The 13,964-nt window shown below is 70.9% G+C and carries 16 protein-coding genes; 9 read left to right on the top strand and 7 right to left on the bottom strand.

Annotation, left to right across the window (positions count from 1 at the left end; all coding sequences use genetic code 11):
- Window positions 1-27: 27 nt before the first annotated feature.
- Both AB0D85_RS04370 and AB0D85_RS04365 read left to right on the top strand, forming a co-directional pair.
- The gene (locus AB0D85_RS04370) at window positions 28-447 is read left to right on the top strand and encodes a VOC family protein (protein WP_362313217.1); all 420 of its coding nucleotides are present in this window, start codon (window positions 28-30) and stop codon (window positions 445-447) included.
- Between the two features lie 18 nt (window positions 448-465).
- Window positions 466-1,239, top strand: a complete 774-nt coding sequence (locus tag AB0D85_RS04365) for a VOC family protein (RefSeq protein ID WP_362313214.1) — start codon at window positions 466-468, stop codon at window positions 1,237-1,239.
- On the opposite strand, the gene AB0D85_RS04360 is transcribed toward AB0D85_RS04365, so the two are convergent.
- The 4 genes from AB0D85_RS04360 to AB0D85_RS04345 form a co-directional block, all read right to left on the bottom strand.
- A complete protein-coding gene (locus AB0D85_RS04360; RefSeq protein WP_362313211.1) occupies window positions 1,199-1,537 on the bottom strand; it encodes a DUF952 domain-containing protein in 339 nt (112 codons plus the stop codon). The genes AB0D85_RS04365 and AB0D85_RS04360 overlap by 41 nt on opposite strands.
- A 35-nt stretch (window positions 1,538-1,572) precedes the next feature.
- Window positions 1,573-1,791, bottom strand: a complete 219-nt coding sequence (locus AB0D85_RS04355) for a hypothetical protein (protein WP_362313208.1) — start codon at window positions 1,789-1,791, stop codon at window positions 1,573-1,575.
- A gap of 162 nt (window positions 1,792-1,953) precedes the next feature.
- On the bottom strand, window positions 1,954-3,054 hold the full coding sequence (locus tag AB0D85_RS04350; protein WP_362313205.1) for a family 2 encapsulin nanocompartment cargo protein polyprenyl transferase: 1,101 nt from the start codon (window positions 3,052-3,054) through the stop codon (window positions 1,954-1,956).
- A gap of 113 nt (window positions 3,055-3,167) precedes the next feature.
- A complete protein-coding gene (locus tag AB0D85_RS04345; RefSeq protein WP_362313202.1) occupies window positions 3,168-4,574 on the bottom strand; it encodes a family 2B encapsulin nanocompartment shell protein in 1,407 nt (468 codons plus the stop codon).
- A gap of 226 nt (window positions 4,575-4,800) precedes the next feature.
- Between AB0D85_RS04345 and AB0D85_RS04340 the strand changes: the two genes are divergently transcribed.
- The gene (locus AB0D85_RS04340; protein WP_362313199.1) at window positions 4,801-5,391 is read left to right on the top strand and encodes a peptidoglycan recognition family protein; all 591 of its coding nucleotides are present in this window, start codon (window positions 4,801-4,803) and stop codon (window positions 5,389-5,391) included.
- Window positions 5,392-5,424: 33 nt separating this feature from the next.
- Window positions 5,425-6,306, top strand: a complete 882-nt coding sequence (locus tag AB0D85_RS04335) for a pyridoxal-phosphate dependent enzyme (RefSeq protein ID WP_362313196.1) — start codon at window positions 5,425-5,427, stop codon at window positions 6,304-6,306.
- 25 nt (window positions 6,307-6,331) lie between these two features.
- On the opposite strand, the gene AB0D85_RS04330 is transcribed toward AB0D85_RS04335, so the two are convergent.
- Window positions 6,332-7,927, bottom strand: a complete 1,596-nt coding sequence (locus AB0D85_RS04330; RefSeq protein WP_362313193.1) for a Na+/H+ antiporter — start codon at window positions 7,925-7,927, stop codon at window positions 6,332-6,334.
- A gap of 61 nt (window positions 7,928-7,988) precedes the next feature.
- Here AB0D85_RS04330 and AB0D85_RS04325 point away from each other — a divergent pair, with 61 nt between their 5' ends.
- The 3 genes from AB0D85_RS04325 to AB0D85_RS04315 all read left to right on the top strand — a co-directional run bounded on the left by AB0D85_RS04325 (window position 7,989) and on the right by AB0D85_RS04315 (window position 10,026).
- Window positions 7,989-8,249, top strand: a complete 261-nt coding sequence (locus tag AB0D85_RS04325) for a UBP-type zinc finger domain-containing protein (protein ID WP_362313190.1) — start codon at window positions 7,989-7,991, stop codon at window positions 8,247-8,249.
- A gap of 272 nt (window positions 8,250-8,521) precedes the next feature.
- Window positions 8,522-8,935 (top strand): anti-sigma regulatory factor, encoded by a 414-nt coding sequence (locus tag AB0D85_RS04320; RefSeq protein WP_004925829.1) that lies wholly within the window; start codon window positions 8,522-8,524, stop codon window positions 8,933-8,935.
- Between the two features lie 17 nt (window positions 8,936-8,952).
- Complete coding sequence (locus tag AB0D85_RS04315; protein ID WP_362313186.1) at window positions 8,953-10,026, top strand: RNA polymerase sigma factor SigF; 1,074 nt, start codon at window positions 8,953-8,955, stop codon at window positions 10,024-10,026.
- A gap of 87 nt (window positions 10,027-10,113) precedes the next feature.
- On the opposite strand, the gene AB0D85_RS04310 is transcribed toward AB0D85_RS04315, so the two are convergent.
- A complete protein-coding gene (locus AB0D85_RS04310) occupies window positions 10,114-10,554 on the bottom strand; it encodes a hypothetical protein (protein ID WP_362313184.1) in 441 nt (146 codons plus the stop codon).
- 137 nt (window positions 10,555-10,691) lie between these two features.
- Here AB0D85_RS04310 and AB0D85_RS04305 point away from each other — a divergent pair, with 137 nt between their 5' ends.
- Complete coding sequence (locus AB0D85_RS04305) at window positions 10,692-11,660, top strand: diacylglycerol kinase family protein (RefSeq protein ID WP_362313181.1); 969 nt, start codon at window positions 10,692-10,694, stop codon at window positions 11,658-11,660.
- A 320-nt stretch (window positions 11,661-11,980) separates the two neighbouring features.
- On the top strand, window positions 11,981-12,238 hold the full coding sequence (locus AB0D85_RS04300) for a WhiB family transcriptional regulator (protein ID WP_010353616.1): 258 nt from the start codon (window positions 11,981-11,983) through the stop codon (window positions 12,236-12,238).
- A gap of 167 nt (window positions 12,239-12,405) precedes the next feature.
- Here AB0D85_RS04300 and AB0D85_RS04295 read toward each other — a convergent pair whose 3' ends face one another.
- On the bottom strand, window positions 12,406-13,872 hold the full coding sequence (locus tag AB0D85_RS04295) for a PAS domain-containing sensor histidine kinase (RefSeq protein ID WP_362313516.1): 1,467 nt from the start codon (window positions 13,870-13,872) through the stop codon (window positions 12,406-12,408).
- Window positions 13,873-13,964: the final 92 nt, after the last annotated feature.

The raw sequence follows: 13,964 nt of genomic DNA, 5'->3' as shown, positions 1-13,964 counted from the left end.
CAGCCCGATACCTCCTAGCCTGAGCCCATGGACGTAAAACTCGCGCAGTGTTTCATCGCCGTCGACGACCACGACAAGGCCCTGGCCTTCTACCGTGACGTCCTCGGTCTGGAGGTCCACAACGACGTGGAGTTCGAGGGGATGCGATGGGTGACCGTCGGATCGCCGCAGCAGCCGGGCGTGGAGATCGTGCTGGAGCCGCCCGGCGCCAACCCGGACGCCTCCCCCGCCGACCGGCAGGCCATGGCCGAACTGCTCGCCAAGGGCATGCTGCGCGGGGTCATCTTCTCCACCACCGACTGCGACGCGTTGTACGAGCGGGTGCGGGAGTACGGCGGTGATGTGATCCAGGAGCCGATGGACCAGCACTGGGGCGTGCGGGACTGCGCGTTCCGGGACCCGGCGGGGAACCTGCTGCGTTTCACGGAGCGCCGGGACGGCGAGTAGCGCACTTACGATCACCGCATGAGCATCCGCTGGACGTACGCCTTCGCCGACCGCCCCGCCACGCGTCTCGCCGCCGCCAGGGCCTTCTGGACGGCCGTCACCGGCACCCGTCCCTCCGCACCCCGCGGTGAGAACGACGAGTTCATGACGCTGTTGCCCGAGGCCGGCGCGGACGCCTGCGTCAAGCTCCAGGGCGTCGGGGCGGGCTCGGGCGGAGCCCACCTGGACCTCTGCATCGAGGATGTGCCGGGCCTGGTGAAGCGGGCCCGGGAACTCGGCGGCGAGCCGGTCGCCGAGCACGAGGGCTGGGCCGTACTGCGGTCGCCCGCCGGGCAGTTGTTCTGCGCGGTGCCCTGGCACGGCGAGTCGGTACGGCCGCCGGTGGTGGCGGGCAGCCGGCTGGACCAGGTCAGCCTCGACATCCCGCCGTCCGCGTACGACACGGAGACCGCGTTCTGGGCGGAGCTGACCGGCTGGGAGCTGCTGACCGGTTCGCTGCCGGAGTTCCGGGTGCTGAGGCCACCGGCGGGCCTTGCCGTGCGCATCCTGCTCCAGCGGTTCGACGACGAGCAGCCCGCCGCCGCCCATCTCGACCTGGCCTGCGCGGACATCCCGGCGACCCGGGCCCGGCACGAGGAGCTCGGTGCCGTACACCTGGCCGACGGCCGGCACTGGACGGTGATGCGCGACCCGGCGGGCGGTGTCTACTGCCTGACCGGCCGGGACCCGGAGACGGGCGGGCTGCCGGCCGTCACCCCCGGGGCCAGGGCTCCACGTCCACCACGGCCGTGACCGGGATCGGCCCGTACACGTGCGGGAACTCCTCGCCGCCCGGCTCGACCGCCTCCCACTTCACCGGTACGCCCACCCGGGCCGGGTCCACGACCAGCACCACCAGCTCGTCCGGTCCGTCGTAGGAGCCGTACAGGAAGGCCGCGATACGCGGGAGCTGGTCGCGGGTGGAGCAGTGGATGAAGCCCTCCTCCCGGAGGGTGCGGCCGCGGGTGGACATCTCGTAGCCGCCCCGCGCGCGGGCCTCCTCCCACAGGGAGCGCTCGGTGATGTGCAGGATGTTCGGGAGTTCGGTCATACGGTCACGCTACGGCGTCGGACCGGAGACCGGCCTCAGGATTTCTTCGCGGCGGATCCGGGCGGAGGCGCGTGCGGCACCGACTGCCGCTCCGGCGCCCGGGACCGGCCGCCGTACTCGGCGCAGTCGGGGTTGCGGCAGGGTCCGGGGCCCCACACCGGAACCCAGGCCCCCAGCGTCTTGTACCGCCGCACCACAACGCTCTCGACGGGCTGTCCGCAGACCGGACAGGCCCGATCGCCCTGGCTGTCCATGTGCCCAGCGTAGGCCGGGGCGGCGGATGGCGCCCCCGCGCGCGGGGAGGGGCGGAATCGGCGGGCCCCGCGCACCGTGGGGATGCGCGGGACCCGTCGGGCCGGAGCCCCCGGGGGCCGTGCGGGGTCAGGAGCCGCGCGGTCCCGGGGACTCCGGGGTCTTCACCGGCTGCGCCGGGTCACGAACTCGGCGAGCGCGAGCAGGCCTCCGGCCGACCCGGGGTCGGGCACGGCACGGGCGAGCTCCTGCATCGCCCGGGCCATCCGGTCGGCCGCCTCGGCCTGCGCCCAGTCACGGCCGCCCGCCCGTTCCACGGCCAGTGCCGTCCGCGCGATCTCGTCGGCGTCGGCCCGCACATGCGGCTTGGCGTACAGCTCGGCGAGTTCGGCGGCGGCCGGGGTGCCGGAGCCGAGCGCCGCGACGACCGGCAGGGACTTCTTGCGGGCCGCCAGGTCGGCGCCGGCCGGCTTGCCGGTGCGCCGTGGATCGCCCCATATCCCGATGACGTCGTCGATCAGCTGGAAGGCGAGCCCGGCCTGCCGGCCGAAGCCGTCGAGGGCCGCCACCTCGTCCTCGTCCCCGCCCGCGTACAGCGCGCCCAGGGCGCAGGCGCAGCCGAGCAGCGCCCCGGTCTTGGCCTCGGCCATGGTGAGCACCTCGTCGAGGGTGACCTCGTCGGGGGCCCGGTCCTCCAGGGCCGTGTCCGCGTGCTGCCCGGCGCACAGTTCGAGGACGCAGTCCGCGAGCCGTGCGGCGGCCGCCCCGGACGCGGGGTGCGGGTCCTCGGCGAGCAGCCGGAGGGCCAGCGCCTGGAGGGCGTCCCCGGCGAGGATCGCGTCGGAGTCGCCGAACACGGTCCAGGCCGTGGGCCGGTGCCTGCGGGAGGTGTCCCGGTCCATGACGTCGTCGTGCAGCAGTGTGAAGTTGTGCACCAGTTCCACGGCGACCGCGGCCCGGACGGCGGACGCGCGGGCCCCCGGTCCGCCGAGCGCGTCGGCGGCGGCGAGGACCAGCGCGGGCCGGATGGCCTTGCCGGCGTCGCCGGAGGCCGGGGTGCCGTCCGCGTGCTCCCACCCGAGGTGGTAGCGCGCGATCCGCCGCATCGAACCGGGCAACGACTCCACGGCCGTGCGCAGTTCGGGGTCGACGGACGCCCGGGCGCGCTCCAGTATGACCGCCGCCTCCGGCCCGTCGAGCGGTTCGGACGGCTCGGGCGGCACCCCTGGGAACCGCTCCTGCCTCTCCGTCACGAACTCGGCCATGACCTCCCCCTCGCGGAGTGCGCATACGGTGGCGTCTCCGCCCCGGCTCGGCACGTACCCCGAGGGTGTACCCGCCCCGGAGGGCGGGGACACGGCCGCCAAGTGCGGAAACGTCACCTCCAGCGGCCGATCTCGACGTTCTCCAGCACTCCGAGAGCGTCCGGGACCAGGACGGCGGCCGAGTAGTAGGCGGTGACCAGGTAGTTGATGATCGCCTGCTCGTTGATGCCCATGAAGCGGACCGAGAGACTCGGCTCGATCTCGTCGGGGATCCCGGACTGCCGCAGCCCGATGACACCCTGTTCGGACTCGCCCGTACGCATGGCGATGATCGAGGTGGTCCGGGCCTCGGTCACCGGGATCTTGTTGCACGGGTAGATCGGGACCCCGCGCCAGGTCGGGATGCGGTTGCCGCCGATCTCGACGCTCTCCGGGACCAGTCCGCGCTTGTTGAGCTCACGGCCGAAGGCGGCGATCGCGCGCGGGTGGGCGAGGAAGAGCCTGGTGCCGCGCCGGCGGCTGAGCAGCTCGTCCATGTCGTCCGGGCTGGGCACGCCGTCGTGCGGCTGCAGCCGCTGGTCGTACTGGCAGTTGCTGAGCAGGCCGAACTCCGGGTTGTTGACCAGCTCGTGCTCCTGGCGCTCCTTCAACGCCTCGACGGTGAGCCGCAACTGCTGCTCGGTCTGGTTCATCGGCTGGTTGTAGAGGTCGGCCACGCGCGTGTGGATGCGCAGCACGGTCTGGGCGATGCTCAGCTCGTACTCACGCGGCCGGGCCTCGTAGTCGACGAAGGTGTTCGGAATGTCGGGCTCGCCGCTGTGGCCGGCCGCGAGGGCGACCTCCTTCTCGCCGTACTTGTTGGTGCGCTGCTCGGGGATCGCGCGCAGTTGCTGGAGGTGCTCGCGCAGCGAGTCGGCGCGCTCGGCGACCTGCTCGAAGTCCTGCCGGGACAGGGTCAGCACGGTGCAGGCGGTGTCCGCGCGGGCCGTGTACTCCCAGATGGCGTCGGGGTCCATCAGACCCGCCTCGCCGAAGTACGCGCCGTCGGCGAGGACGCCGAGCACCGCGTCGTCGCCGTACGGGCCGGTGCCGATCTTCTCCACACGGCCGTGGGCGAGCAGGTACACCTCGTCCGTCTGGTTGCCGAACGAGGCGATGACCTCGCCGGGGGCGAAGTCGCGCTGCCGGCAGCGCTGGGCCAGCTCTCCCATCACCTCCTGGTCCTCGTACGCCCGCAGGACCGGCAGTTCGCCCAGCTCCGCGGGGATGACCTCGACGCGGTCGCCGGTCTTCAGAAAGGTGATACGGCCGTCGCCGACCGTGTAGGTGAGCCGCCGGTTCACCCGGTAGGTACCGCCCTGGACATCGACCCATGGCAACGTGCGCAGCAGCCAGCGGGAGCTGATCTCCTGCATCTGTGGCGCGGACTTGGTGGTGGTGGCCAGGTTCCGCGCTGCCGCCGTGTCCAGAGACTGCTGCGGCTTGCCCTGATCCGTGCGGACCTCTTCGCCTACCGACATAAGGAAATGCCCTCCCATACCTGCGCGGGCGCCGAACTGCCCACGCATCGGTCTCACGGGCCACCCTTTCATCACGGAGCGTGCCGGGACCATTACCCGAAAGAGCGGGAATAGATCATCGGACCGCTGGGCATGCCGAGCGCTTGCGCGATGCGGGGCTGGTCCGGAAAACCAGACTTCTGTAGAAGTTCCATGACAGGTCGGCACGAACGCGAAGGAGGCGGTCATGGCCCCACCCATGTCCGCGGACGCTTTCCTCGGCGCGCTGCGGGACGAGGGCGTCAGGGTCGTCCAGGTCGGCGACTGGAGGGAACACAACCGGAACCACAAGGGTCCCTGGGGCCCCGTCCACGGCGTGATGATCCACCACACGGCGACCAGCGGCGCCGAACGCACGGTCCGGCTCTGCCGGGACGGCCGTCCCGACCTCCCCGGCCCGCTCTGCCACGGCGTCATCACCAAGGACGGCACGGTCCATCTCGTCGGCTACGGTCGCGCCAACCACGCGGGTGCCGGCGACGACGACGTCCTGCGCGCGGTGATCGCAGAGAAGGCGCTCCCGCCGGACAACGAGGCGAACACCGACGGCAACCGGCACTTCTACGGCTTCGAGTGCGAGAACCTCGGCGACGGCGAGGATCCCTGGCCCGCGGCCCAGCTGGAGGCGATCGGGAGGGTGGCCGCGGCGGTGTGCCGGCGGCACGGCTGGTCGGAGCGGTCGGTGATCGGGCACGCGGAGTGGCAGCCGGGGAAAGTGGATCCCCGCGGCTTCACGATGGCCTGGCTGCGCGAGCGCGTCCGCGACCGCCTGAAGTGACCCGGCACGGCCGCCCCGGGCGACAATGACGACGTGACCAGCGCCGACATACTCACCCCCCGGCTCCCCTCGCCTCTCCAGGAGGTGAGGGACGACCGTTTCGCCCGTCACGGCGTCCGTCTCCTCCTCAAGCGGGACGATCTGATCCACCCGGACCTGATCGGGAACAAGTGGCGCAAGCTGGTCCCGAACATCGAGGCGGCGGCGGGCCGGCCGGTCCTCACCTTCGGCGGCGCGTACTCCAACCACCTGCGGGCGACGGCCGCCGCGGGCCGCCTGCTCGGTTTCCCGACGGTGGGGGTGGTGCGGGGCGAGGAACTGGCCGGCCTGCCCCTGAACCCCTCCCTCGCGCGGTGTGCGGCCGACGGGATGCGACTGCGTTTCATCGACAGGTCGACGTATCGGCGCAAGGCCGAGCCGGAGGTCCTGGACGCTCTGCTGCGGGCGGCGGGCGCCGAGGACGCGTATGTGGTGCCGGAGGGCGGCAGCAACGCGGCGGCGGTACGGGGCTGCCGGGCCCTCGGGGAGGAGCTGCGGGGGCGGGCCGACGTGGTGGCGCTCGCGTGCGGGACGGGGGGCACACTGGCCGGGACGGCCGCCGGACTGGGGCCGGGTCAGCGGGCGTTGGGGGTGCCGGTGCTGAAGGGCGGGTTCCTGGGGCGTGAGATCGGGAGGCTTCAGGACGAGGCGTTCGGCGGGCGGCGGGGGGACTGGTCGCTCGACGAGCGGTTCCACTTCGGGGGGTACGGGCGCACGACACCTGAACTCCACGCCTTCGCGGAGGACTTCGAGGAGAGGCACGGGGTGGGGGTGGAGCGGTTGTATGTGGCCAAGTTGTTGTACGGCCTGGTCGAGTCGGCGGGGGAAGGGGTGTTCCGTCGGGGACAGACCGTGGTCGCGGTGATGACGGCCTGATCGAGGCGACCGCGGCCGCGACGGCTCACGCCGCCTCCCGGTACGCCGCCGCCTCCTCCAGGTCCAGTCGGCGCAGCAGTGTGCGGAGCATCTCGTCGTCGATGTAGCGGTGGTCGCGGAGGCGGACGAAGACCTCGCGTTCGGCGCTGATCATCTCGCGGGAGAGGCGGCGGTAGGTGTCGTCGACCGACTCCCCGGTGGCGGGGTTGGTCTGACCGAGGCGTTCCCAGACGGCGTTGCGGCGGCGTTCCAGGACCGAGCGGAGGCGGTCGGCGAGCGGCGGCGGGAGTTCGTTGCGGTCGTCGGAGAGGAGTTCGTCGAGCCGGTTCTCGGCCGCGCGGGACGCCTGCGCCTGGGCGTTGGCCTCGGCGAGGGTCTCGGCCTGCACGTCCCGGGCGGGGAACTTCATCAGGCGGATCAGCGGGGCCAGGGTGAGGCCCTGCACCACCAGGGTTCCGATGACCGTCGTGAAGGTCAGGAACAGGATCAGGTTGCGCTGGGGGAAGGGACCGCCGCCGTGCACGGTGAGCGGGATCGAGAACGCGACGGCCAGCGACACCACGCCCCGCATGGCCGCCCAGGCGGTGACCGCCGGGCTTCTCCAGGTGGGGTTGTCCTCGCGCTCGCGGATCCGCCGGGACAGGATCCGCGGCAGGAAGGCCGCCGGGTATATCCAGACGAACCGGGCCGCCACCACGACCAGGAAGAGGGCGATCGCGTACCAGGTGGCGGCCACGCCCTCATGCGCGCCGAGGCCCTTGAGGACCACCGGCAGCTGCAGTCCGATCAACGCGAAGACCGCCGATTCCAGCAGGAACGCGACCATCCGCCACACCGCCTCCTCCTGGAGGCGGGTGGCGAAGTCGACCTCCCAGCCACGGTGGCCGAGATAGAGGGCGACCACCACGACCGCCAGGACGCCGGAGGCGTGGAACTGCTCGGCGACGCCGTACGCGACGAACGGGATCAGCAGCGACAGCGTGTTCTGCAGCAGGGGCTCCTTCAGGTGCGTGCGCAGCCAGTGGATCGGCACCATCAGCACCCCGCCGACCAGCACACCGCCGAACGCGGCCAGCAGGAACTCGCCGATGCCGCCGACCCAGGACGCGCCCTCGCCGAGGGCGGCCGCGACGGCCACCCGGTAGGCGGTGATCGCCGTGGCGTCGTTCAGCAGGGACTCGCCCTGCAGGATCGTGGTGAGCCGGGACGGCAGCCCCACCCGGCGGGCGATCGCGGCAGCCGCGACCGCGTCCGTGGGCGCCACGACCGCGCCCAGCGCGAGCGCCGCGGGCAGCGGCAGTCCGGGCACGATCGCGTACGCGGCCCAGCCGACGACGAAGGTCGCGAAGAGCACGTACCCCACCGAAAGCAGCGCCACGGGCCGCATGTTCGCCCGCAGGTCGAGATACGAGCTCTCGGTGCCCTCCTTGTACAGCAGCGGGGGCAGCACCAGGGGCAGCACGACGTCCGGGTCGAGGGTGTAGTCGGGGACCCCCGGGACGTACGACACGGCCAGTCCGACGGCGACCAGCAGCAGGGGCGCCGGCACCGGAGTGCGCCGGGCCGCGCCGGCGACCGCGGCGCTCCCCGCCACCAGCAACAGCAGTGGCATCACGTCCATGATCCTCGCCCGCCCTCTTTTTTCGCGCGGCCACCCGCACAACCGTCGTAATCTGGCAATCATGAAACAGTGCACGCACCGCGACGCGCTGCCGCACCCGGAACCCGAGCCCCTGAACGAGACCTGCCCGGAGTGTCTCGCCAAGGGCTGGCACCCGGTCCAGCTGCGGGTCTGCCTGACCTGTGGCCATGTGGCCTGCTGCGATTCGTCGCCCGGAAGACACGCGACGGGCCACCACGAGACATCCGGTCACCCGGTGATGCGGACCTTCGAACCCGGCGAGGACTGGCGCTGGTGCTTCGTGGACCACGTCCTCGTGTGACACTGCACTACGACTGGTGAAGTAGCCCGCATCGACGGTTCGACCGTTCGACACCGGGGTACGTCAACCCGGCGCGCGCTCTTCCCAATTGGGCAAGGCAGACCCCTAGACACGGAGCGTATCCACAGGTTTACTGTGAGTGACGCCAGGGGGTTGGGGTCCCGGGGACGGAAAAGTTCGGAGCGCGGTAGCGTCACCGCTGAACCACGTAGTGCGTTACCCCGGGGGGCGACCCTCGGCCCCGAATAGCTTGTACCACCATGGAGGTGAGGGTGTCCCAGATCGCAGGCGAGCCCGCGACCCAGGACTTCGTGGAAGTCCGGCTGCCGGCTGCGGGTGCCTACCTGTCGGTGCTGCGCACGGCCACGGCCGGTCTCGCCGCCCGCTTGGACTTCACCCTGGACGAGATCGAGGACCTGCGCATCGCGGTGGACGAGGCGTGCGCGATCCTGCTCCAGCAGGCAGTCCCCGGCTCGGTGCTCAGCTGTGTCTTCCGCCTCGTCGACGACTCACTGGAGGTCACGGTCTCCGCCCCGACCACGGACGGCCACGCCCCTTCGCGCGACACGTTCGCCTGGACCGTGCTCTCGGCCCTGGCGGGCAAGGTCTCGTCGGCCGTCGACGAGGACAAGACCGTGTCGATCAGCCTCTACAAACAGCGCGGCGCGGGACCCGGGCCGGCGTGAGGAACGGGGACGGGCCGGTGCGGGACGAAGAGCGCGGCACACGGGAGCTGTCGGCCGGGGGCGAAGAGCCCGAGGCCGACGCCCGCCGCATGGCTGACGGCATCGACGGCATCCCGGAACAGGCCAGGCCGCACCCGGAGGAACCCTCCGCAGAGGCCGGTCTGGAGGGTGCCGTGCAGAGCGCGCTCCCGGATGGGCGGAACGGGGTCACGGCCCCGGACCGTGCCGGGGCGAAGGCTCGCGGAAGGGCGACGGGCGGGACGATGAGCGAGCACGAGCGATACGCCGAGGACGAGGCGCTGGCCGCGGAGGTTGTGCAGGCGACCCAGCACGCGTCTCAGGACCGCAGCGGGGCGCGCGCCTTGTTCATCGAGCTGCGCACGCTGAAGGAGGGCAGCGCCGAGTACGCGGAGCTGCGCAACCGGCTGGTCCGGATGCATCTGCCGCTCGTGGAGCACCTCGCGCGCCGGTTCCGCAACCGCGGCGAGCCGCTGGACGACCTCACCCAGGTCGCCACCATCGGCCTGATCAAGTCGGTCGACCGCTTCGACCCGGACCGGGGCGTGGAGTTCTCCACGTACGCCACCCCGACCGTGGTCGGCGAGATCAAGCGCCACTTCCGCGACAAGGGCTGGGCGGTGCGCGTCCCGCGGCGGCTGCAGGAGCTGCGGCTGGCGCTGACGACCGCCACGGCGGAGCTGTCGCAGCAGCACGGCCGCTCCCCCACCGTCCATGAGCTGGCCGAGAAGCTCGCGATCTCGGAGGAGGAGGTCCTGGAGGGCCTGGAGTCGGCCAACGCGTACTCCACGCTGTCCCTGGACGTCCCCGACACCGACGACGAGTCCCCGGCGGTCGCCGACACCCTCGGCGCCGAGGACGAGGCGCTGGAGGGCGTCGAGTACCGCGAGTCCCTCAAGCCGCTGCTGGAAGACCTCCCGCCCCGAGAAAAGCGGATCCTTCTCCTCCGCTTCTTCGGCAACATGACCCAGTCCCAGATCGCCCAGGAGGTCGGCATCAGCCAGATGCACGTCTCACGGCTGCTGGCCCGGACACTGGCTCAACTGCGGGAGAAGCTGTTGGTAGAGGAATAGATCCCGCTGCCTCTTTTGGCGCCCCGGGCTGAAGCGCCCCGTAAGGGGCGCGGGGAACTGCGCGCCCAGCCCCCACCGGCCCGCAGATCAGCTACTACGCCCGGGCCCCTTGATCCCAAGGGCCTGGGTGGTAGCCGAGTTCACCAGCAACACCAGCGAGGCGATCGAAACCACCGCGAGCGCGATCCCCACCGGAATCGCCACGCTGTCGGCCTGCAGCAGGTTGTAGGCCACCGGCAGCGCCATGATCTGCGTGATCACAGCCGGCCCCCGGCTCCAGCTCTTCCGCAGCAGCAACCCGCGCGCGGCAAGCAACGGAAGCAGCGCCAGCACGATCACGGTGATGCCCCCGGTGACCGCCTGCCCCCGGTCGTCCGGCGACCCGGTGAGCCCGAGCACGAGCATCCACACCCCGCCGGCCACCAGTGCCAGTCCTTCCAGCCCGGCCAGCGCGGCGGCATACGTCAGCCGCCGCGGACGGGGTCCGTCGGTCACATCGGCCTTCTCAGCCGTAGGCGCATCGCTCACGTCCAGAAGAGTAGCCCTCGCCCCGGAACGACGGCCGCGGCCCCGCAGGGACACGTGTTCAGACTCACGCCCCTTTCTCTTACCCGATCCCTAACTCGGTCTGGGCCGGGTACTTCCCAGTAGGTACGCTGCAGTCCATGCGTGCACTTCTCGTGGTCAATCCGGCGGCAACCACCACAAGCGCACGTAGGCGCGATGTCCTGATCCACGCACTCGCGAGCGAAGTGAAGCTGGAGGCGGTCACCACCCAGTACCGCGGCCACGCCCGTGACCTGGCCCGGCAGGCGGCGGAGAGCGACGACATCGACCTCGTCGTGGCGCTCGGCGGCGACGGCACGGTCAACGAGGTGGTCAACGGTCTCCTGCACGGCGGGCCCGACCTGGACCGGCTGCCCGGTCTCGCCGTGGTCCCCGGCGGTTCCACCAACGTCTTCGCCCGCGCCCTCGGTCTGCCCAACGACCCGGTCGAGGCCACCGGCGACCTGCTGGACGCGCTGCGCGAGAAACGTGAGCGGGTCGTCGGCCTCGGCCTGACCGCGGGCACGCCGGGCACCGAGGACGAGGCGGTCCCGGCCCGCTGGTTCACCTTCAACGCGGGGCTCGGCTTCGACGCCGGCGTGGTCGGCCGGGTCGAGCAGCAGCGAGAGCGCGGTAAGAAATCCACGCACGCGCTGTACGTTCGTCAGGTCGTCCGGCAATTCCTCGGCGAGCAGCACCGCCGGCACGGAACGATCACACTGGAGCGGCCCGGCGCCGACCCGGTCACGGATCTTGTCGTGGCGATAATCTGCAACACCTCGCCCTGGACGTATCTCGGCAATCGCCCGATGTACACGTCACCTAAGGCCTCGTTCGATAAGGGCGTCGACGTACTCGGTCTCACCCGTCTGTCGACCGCCGCGGCTGCCCGGTATGGCACACAGTTGCTCACTTCGTCCCCCGAGCGTGGACCCCATGGCAGGCATGCGGTATCCCTGCACGATCTGGACCAGTTCACCTTGCATTCGAAGGTGCCCCTCCCCCTCCAGATGGACGGCGACCACCTAGGACTGCGTACGAGCGTGACGTTCACAGGCGTACGCCGCGCACTGCGTGTGATTGTGTGAGCGGAACGGGCCAAAGTCCTTTCACTCGAACGTTTAGGCCAGGATCCACCCCATGGAAGTACGGCTGTGACCCAGTCGACACCGAGGAATCAAAAAAAACTTTCCGGAAGGGGTTGTATCCGTCGCTGAGGTTTGCGAGGCTCTACGTGGCGGTCGGGACAGCCCGCAACACCGGCGTCCGCTGATCACCGGAATCCCCCTTCAACTCACAGGACCCCTGCCAGGGAACCTGGCGGTCGGCCCTTCACTTGTTGAGGGATTCGTGAAAGCGTTCACATTCACAAGCAACTTGCACGTAATACCAAGGAGAGGTAGCAGCCATGGACTGGCGTCACAACGCCGTTTGCCGCGAGGAAGACCCCGAGCTGTTCTTCCCCATCGGCAACACCGGTCCTGCGCTGCTGCAGATCGAGGAAGCCAAGGCCGTCTGCCGTCGCTGTCCCGTTATGGACCAGTGTCTGCAGTGGGCGCTCGAGTCCGGCCAGGACTCCGGCGTCTGGGGTGGCCTCAGCGAGGACGAGCGTCGCGCGATGAAGCGCCGTGCCGCCCGCAACCGGGCCCGTCAGGCCACCGCCTGACCCGACCCACCCCGCTAGCCTGAGCTTGGCGGCGCGTACAGCGAGTACGCATCTCCCGCCCCCGAGCCGCAGCGCGCAGTACCCCCGATGCGCTTAGTTGGACAGAGCAGCAACGAGCGAGCAGCCCCGGACCCACCAGGTCCGGGGCTCTTTGCTGTCCGAGAGACCTATTTCTGCGCGCGCACCGGCACGTCCAGGATCACCCGGGTGCCCCGCTCCGGCGCCGGCACCATGTCGAACGTGCCGCCCAACTCGCCCTCCACCAGCGTTCGTACGATCTGCAGACCGAGGTTGCCGGAGCGGTGCGGGTCGAAGCCCTCGGGCAGACCGACGCCGTCGTCCTGGACGGTGACCAGGAGCCGGGACTCCTTGGTGGTGCCGCCGCGCACCGCCGTCACCTCGACCGTGCCCGTGTCGCCCTCGCGGAAGCCGTGTTCCAGGGCGTTCTGCAGGATTTCGGTGAGAACCATCGACAGCGGGGTGGCGACCTCGGCGTCGAGGATCCCGAAACGGCCGGTGCGCCGGCCGGTGACCTTTCCGGGTGAGATCTCGGCGACCATCGCGAGCACCCGGTCGGCGATCTCGTCGAACTCCACGCGCTCGTCCAGGTTCTGGGACAGCGTCTCATGCACGATCGCGATCGAGCCGACCCGCCGAACGGCCTCCTCCAGGGCCTCCCGGCCGCGCTCGGACTCGATGCGCCGGGCCTGGAGCCGCAGCAGCGCGGCGACCGTCTGGAGGTTGTTCTTCACCCGGTGGTGGATCTCCCGGATGGTCGCGTCCTTGGTGATCAACTCTCGCTCGCGGCGCCGCAGTTCGGTGACGTCCCGGAGCAACACCAGCGAACCGATGCGGGTGCCCTTGGGCTTGAGCGGGATCGCCCGGAACTGGATCACACCGTCGTCGGACTCGATCTCGAACTCGCGTGGCGCCCAGCCGCTGGCGACCTTGGCGAGCGCCTCGTCCACCGGCCCCTTGGTCGGGGCGAGTTCGGCCGTGGTCTGCCCCAGGTGGTGGCCGAGCAGGTCGGCGGCGAGGCCGAGGCGGTGATAGGCGGAGAGCGCGTTCGGGGAGGCGTACTGGACGATCCCCTCCCCGTCCACCCGGATCAGGCCGTCGCCGACGCGCGGCGAGGCGTCCATGTCGACCTGCTGGTTCGGGAAGGGAAACGATCCGGCGGCGATCATCTGCGCGAGGTCGGAGGCGCTCTGGAGGTAGGTGAGCTCCAGGCGGCTCGGGGTGCGCACGGTCAGCAGGTTGGTGTTGCGGGCGATGACGCCGAGGACCCGGCCCTCGCGCCGTACCGGGATGGACTCGACCCGTACGGGGACCTCTTCGCGCCACTCCGGGTCGCCCTCCCGGACGATCCGGCCCTCGTCCAGGGCGATGTCCAGCATGGGGCGGCGGCCGCGCGGGACCAGGTGGCCGACCATGTCGTCCTGGTAGGAGGTGGGGCCGGTGTTGGGGCGCATCTGCGCCACCGAGACGTACCGGGTGCCGTCCCGGGTGGGGACCCACAGGACGAGGTCGGCGAAGGAGAGGTCGGAGAGCAGCTGCCACTCCGAGACCAGCAGATGGAGCCACTCGAGATCGGAGTCGTCGAGCGCGGTGTGCTGGCGGACCAGTTCGTTCATGGAGGGCACGTCTGTGAGCGTACCTGGCGGTATGTGGATGGCCGAAAAACAGCGGCCTCGGGAACGGGAGAAACGGCCCCGGAAACACCCGC

Source organism: Streptomyces sp. NPDC048277 (assembly GCF_040652235.1).
GTDB lineage: Bacteria > Actinomycetota > Actinomycetes > Streptomycetales > Streptomycetaceae > Streptomyces.
The sequence above is the reverse complement of the archived record's forward strand: the minus strand, read 5'-3'. Positions and strand labels throughout refer to the sequence as shown.

Coding starts and splice junctions, on each gene's coding strand:
- AB0D85_RS04370 (WP_362313217.1), top strand. CDS start 28: ATGGACGTAAAACTCGCGCAGTGTTTCATCGCCGTCGACGACCACGAC.
- AB0D85_RS04365 (WP_362313214.1), top strand. CDS start 466: ATGAGCATCCGCTGGACGTACGCCTTCGCCGACCGCCCCGCCACGCGT.
- AB0D85_RS04360 (WP_362313211.1), bottom strand. CDS start 1,537: ATGACCGAACTCCCGAACATCCTGCACATCACCGAGCGCTCCCTGTGG.
- AB0D85_RS04355 (WP_362313208.1), bottom strand. CDS start 1,791: ATGGACAGCCAGGGCGATCGGGCCTGTCCGGTCTGCGGACAGCCCGTC.
- AB0D85_RS04350 (WP_362313205.1), bottom strand. CDS start 3,054: ATGGCCGAGTTCGTGACGGAGAGGCAGGAGCGGTTCCCAGGGGTGCCG.
- AB0D85_RS04345 (WP_362313202.1), bottom strand. CDS start 4,574: ATGTCGGTAGGCGAAGAGGTCCGCACGGATCAGGGCAAGCCGCAGCAG.
- AB0D85_RS04340 (WP_362313199.1), top strand. CDS start 4,801: ATGGCCCCACCCATGTCCGCGGACGCTTTCCTCGGCGCGCTGCGGGAC.
- AB0D85_RS04330 (WP_362313193.1), bottom strand. CDS start 7,927: ATGGACGTGATGCCACTGCTGTTGCTGGTGGCGGGGAGCGCCGCGGTC.
- AB0D85_RS04325 (WP_362313190.1), top strand. CDS start 7,989: ATGAAACAGTGCACGCACCGCGACGCGCTGCCGCACCCGGAACCCGAG.
- AB0D85_RS04305 (WP_362313181.1), top strand. CDS start 10,692: ATGCGTGCACTTCTCGTGGTCAATCCGGCGGCAACCACCACAAGCGCA.
- AB0D85_RS04300 (WP_010353616.1), top strand. CDS start 11,981: ATGGACTGGCGTCACAACGCCGTTTGCCGCGAGGAAGACCCCGAGCTG.
- AB0D85_RS04295 (WP_362313516.1), bottom strand. CDS start 13,872: ATGAACGAACTGGTCCGCCAGCACACCGCGCTCGACGACTCCGATCTC.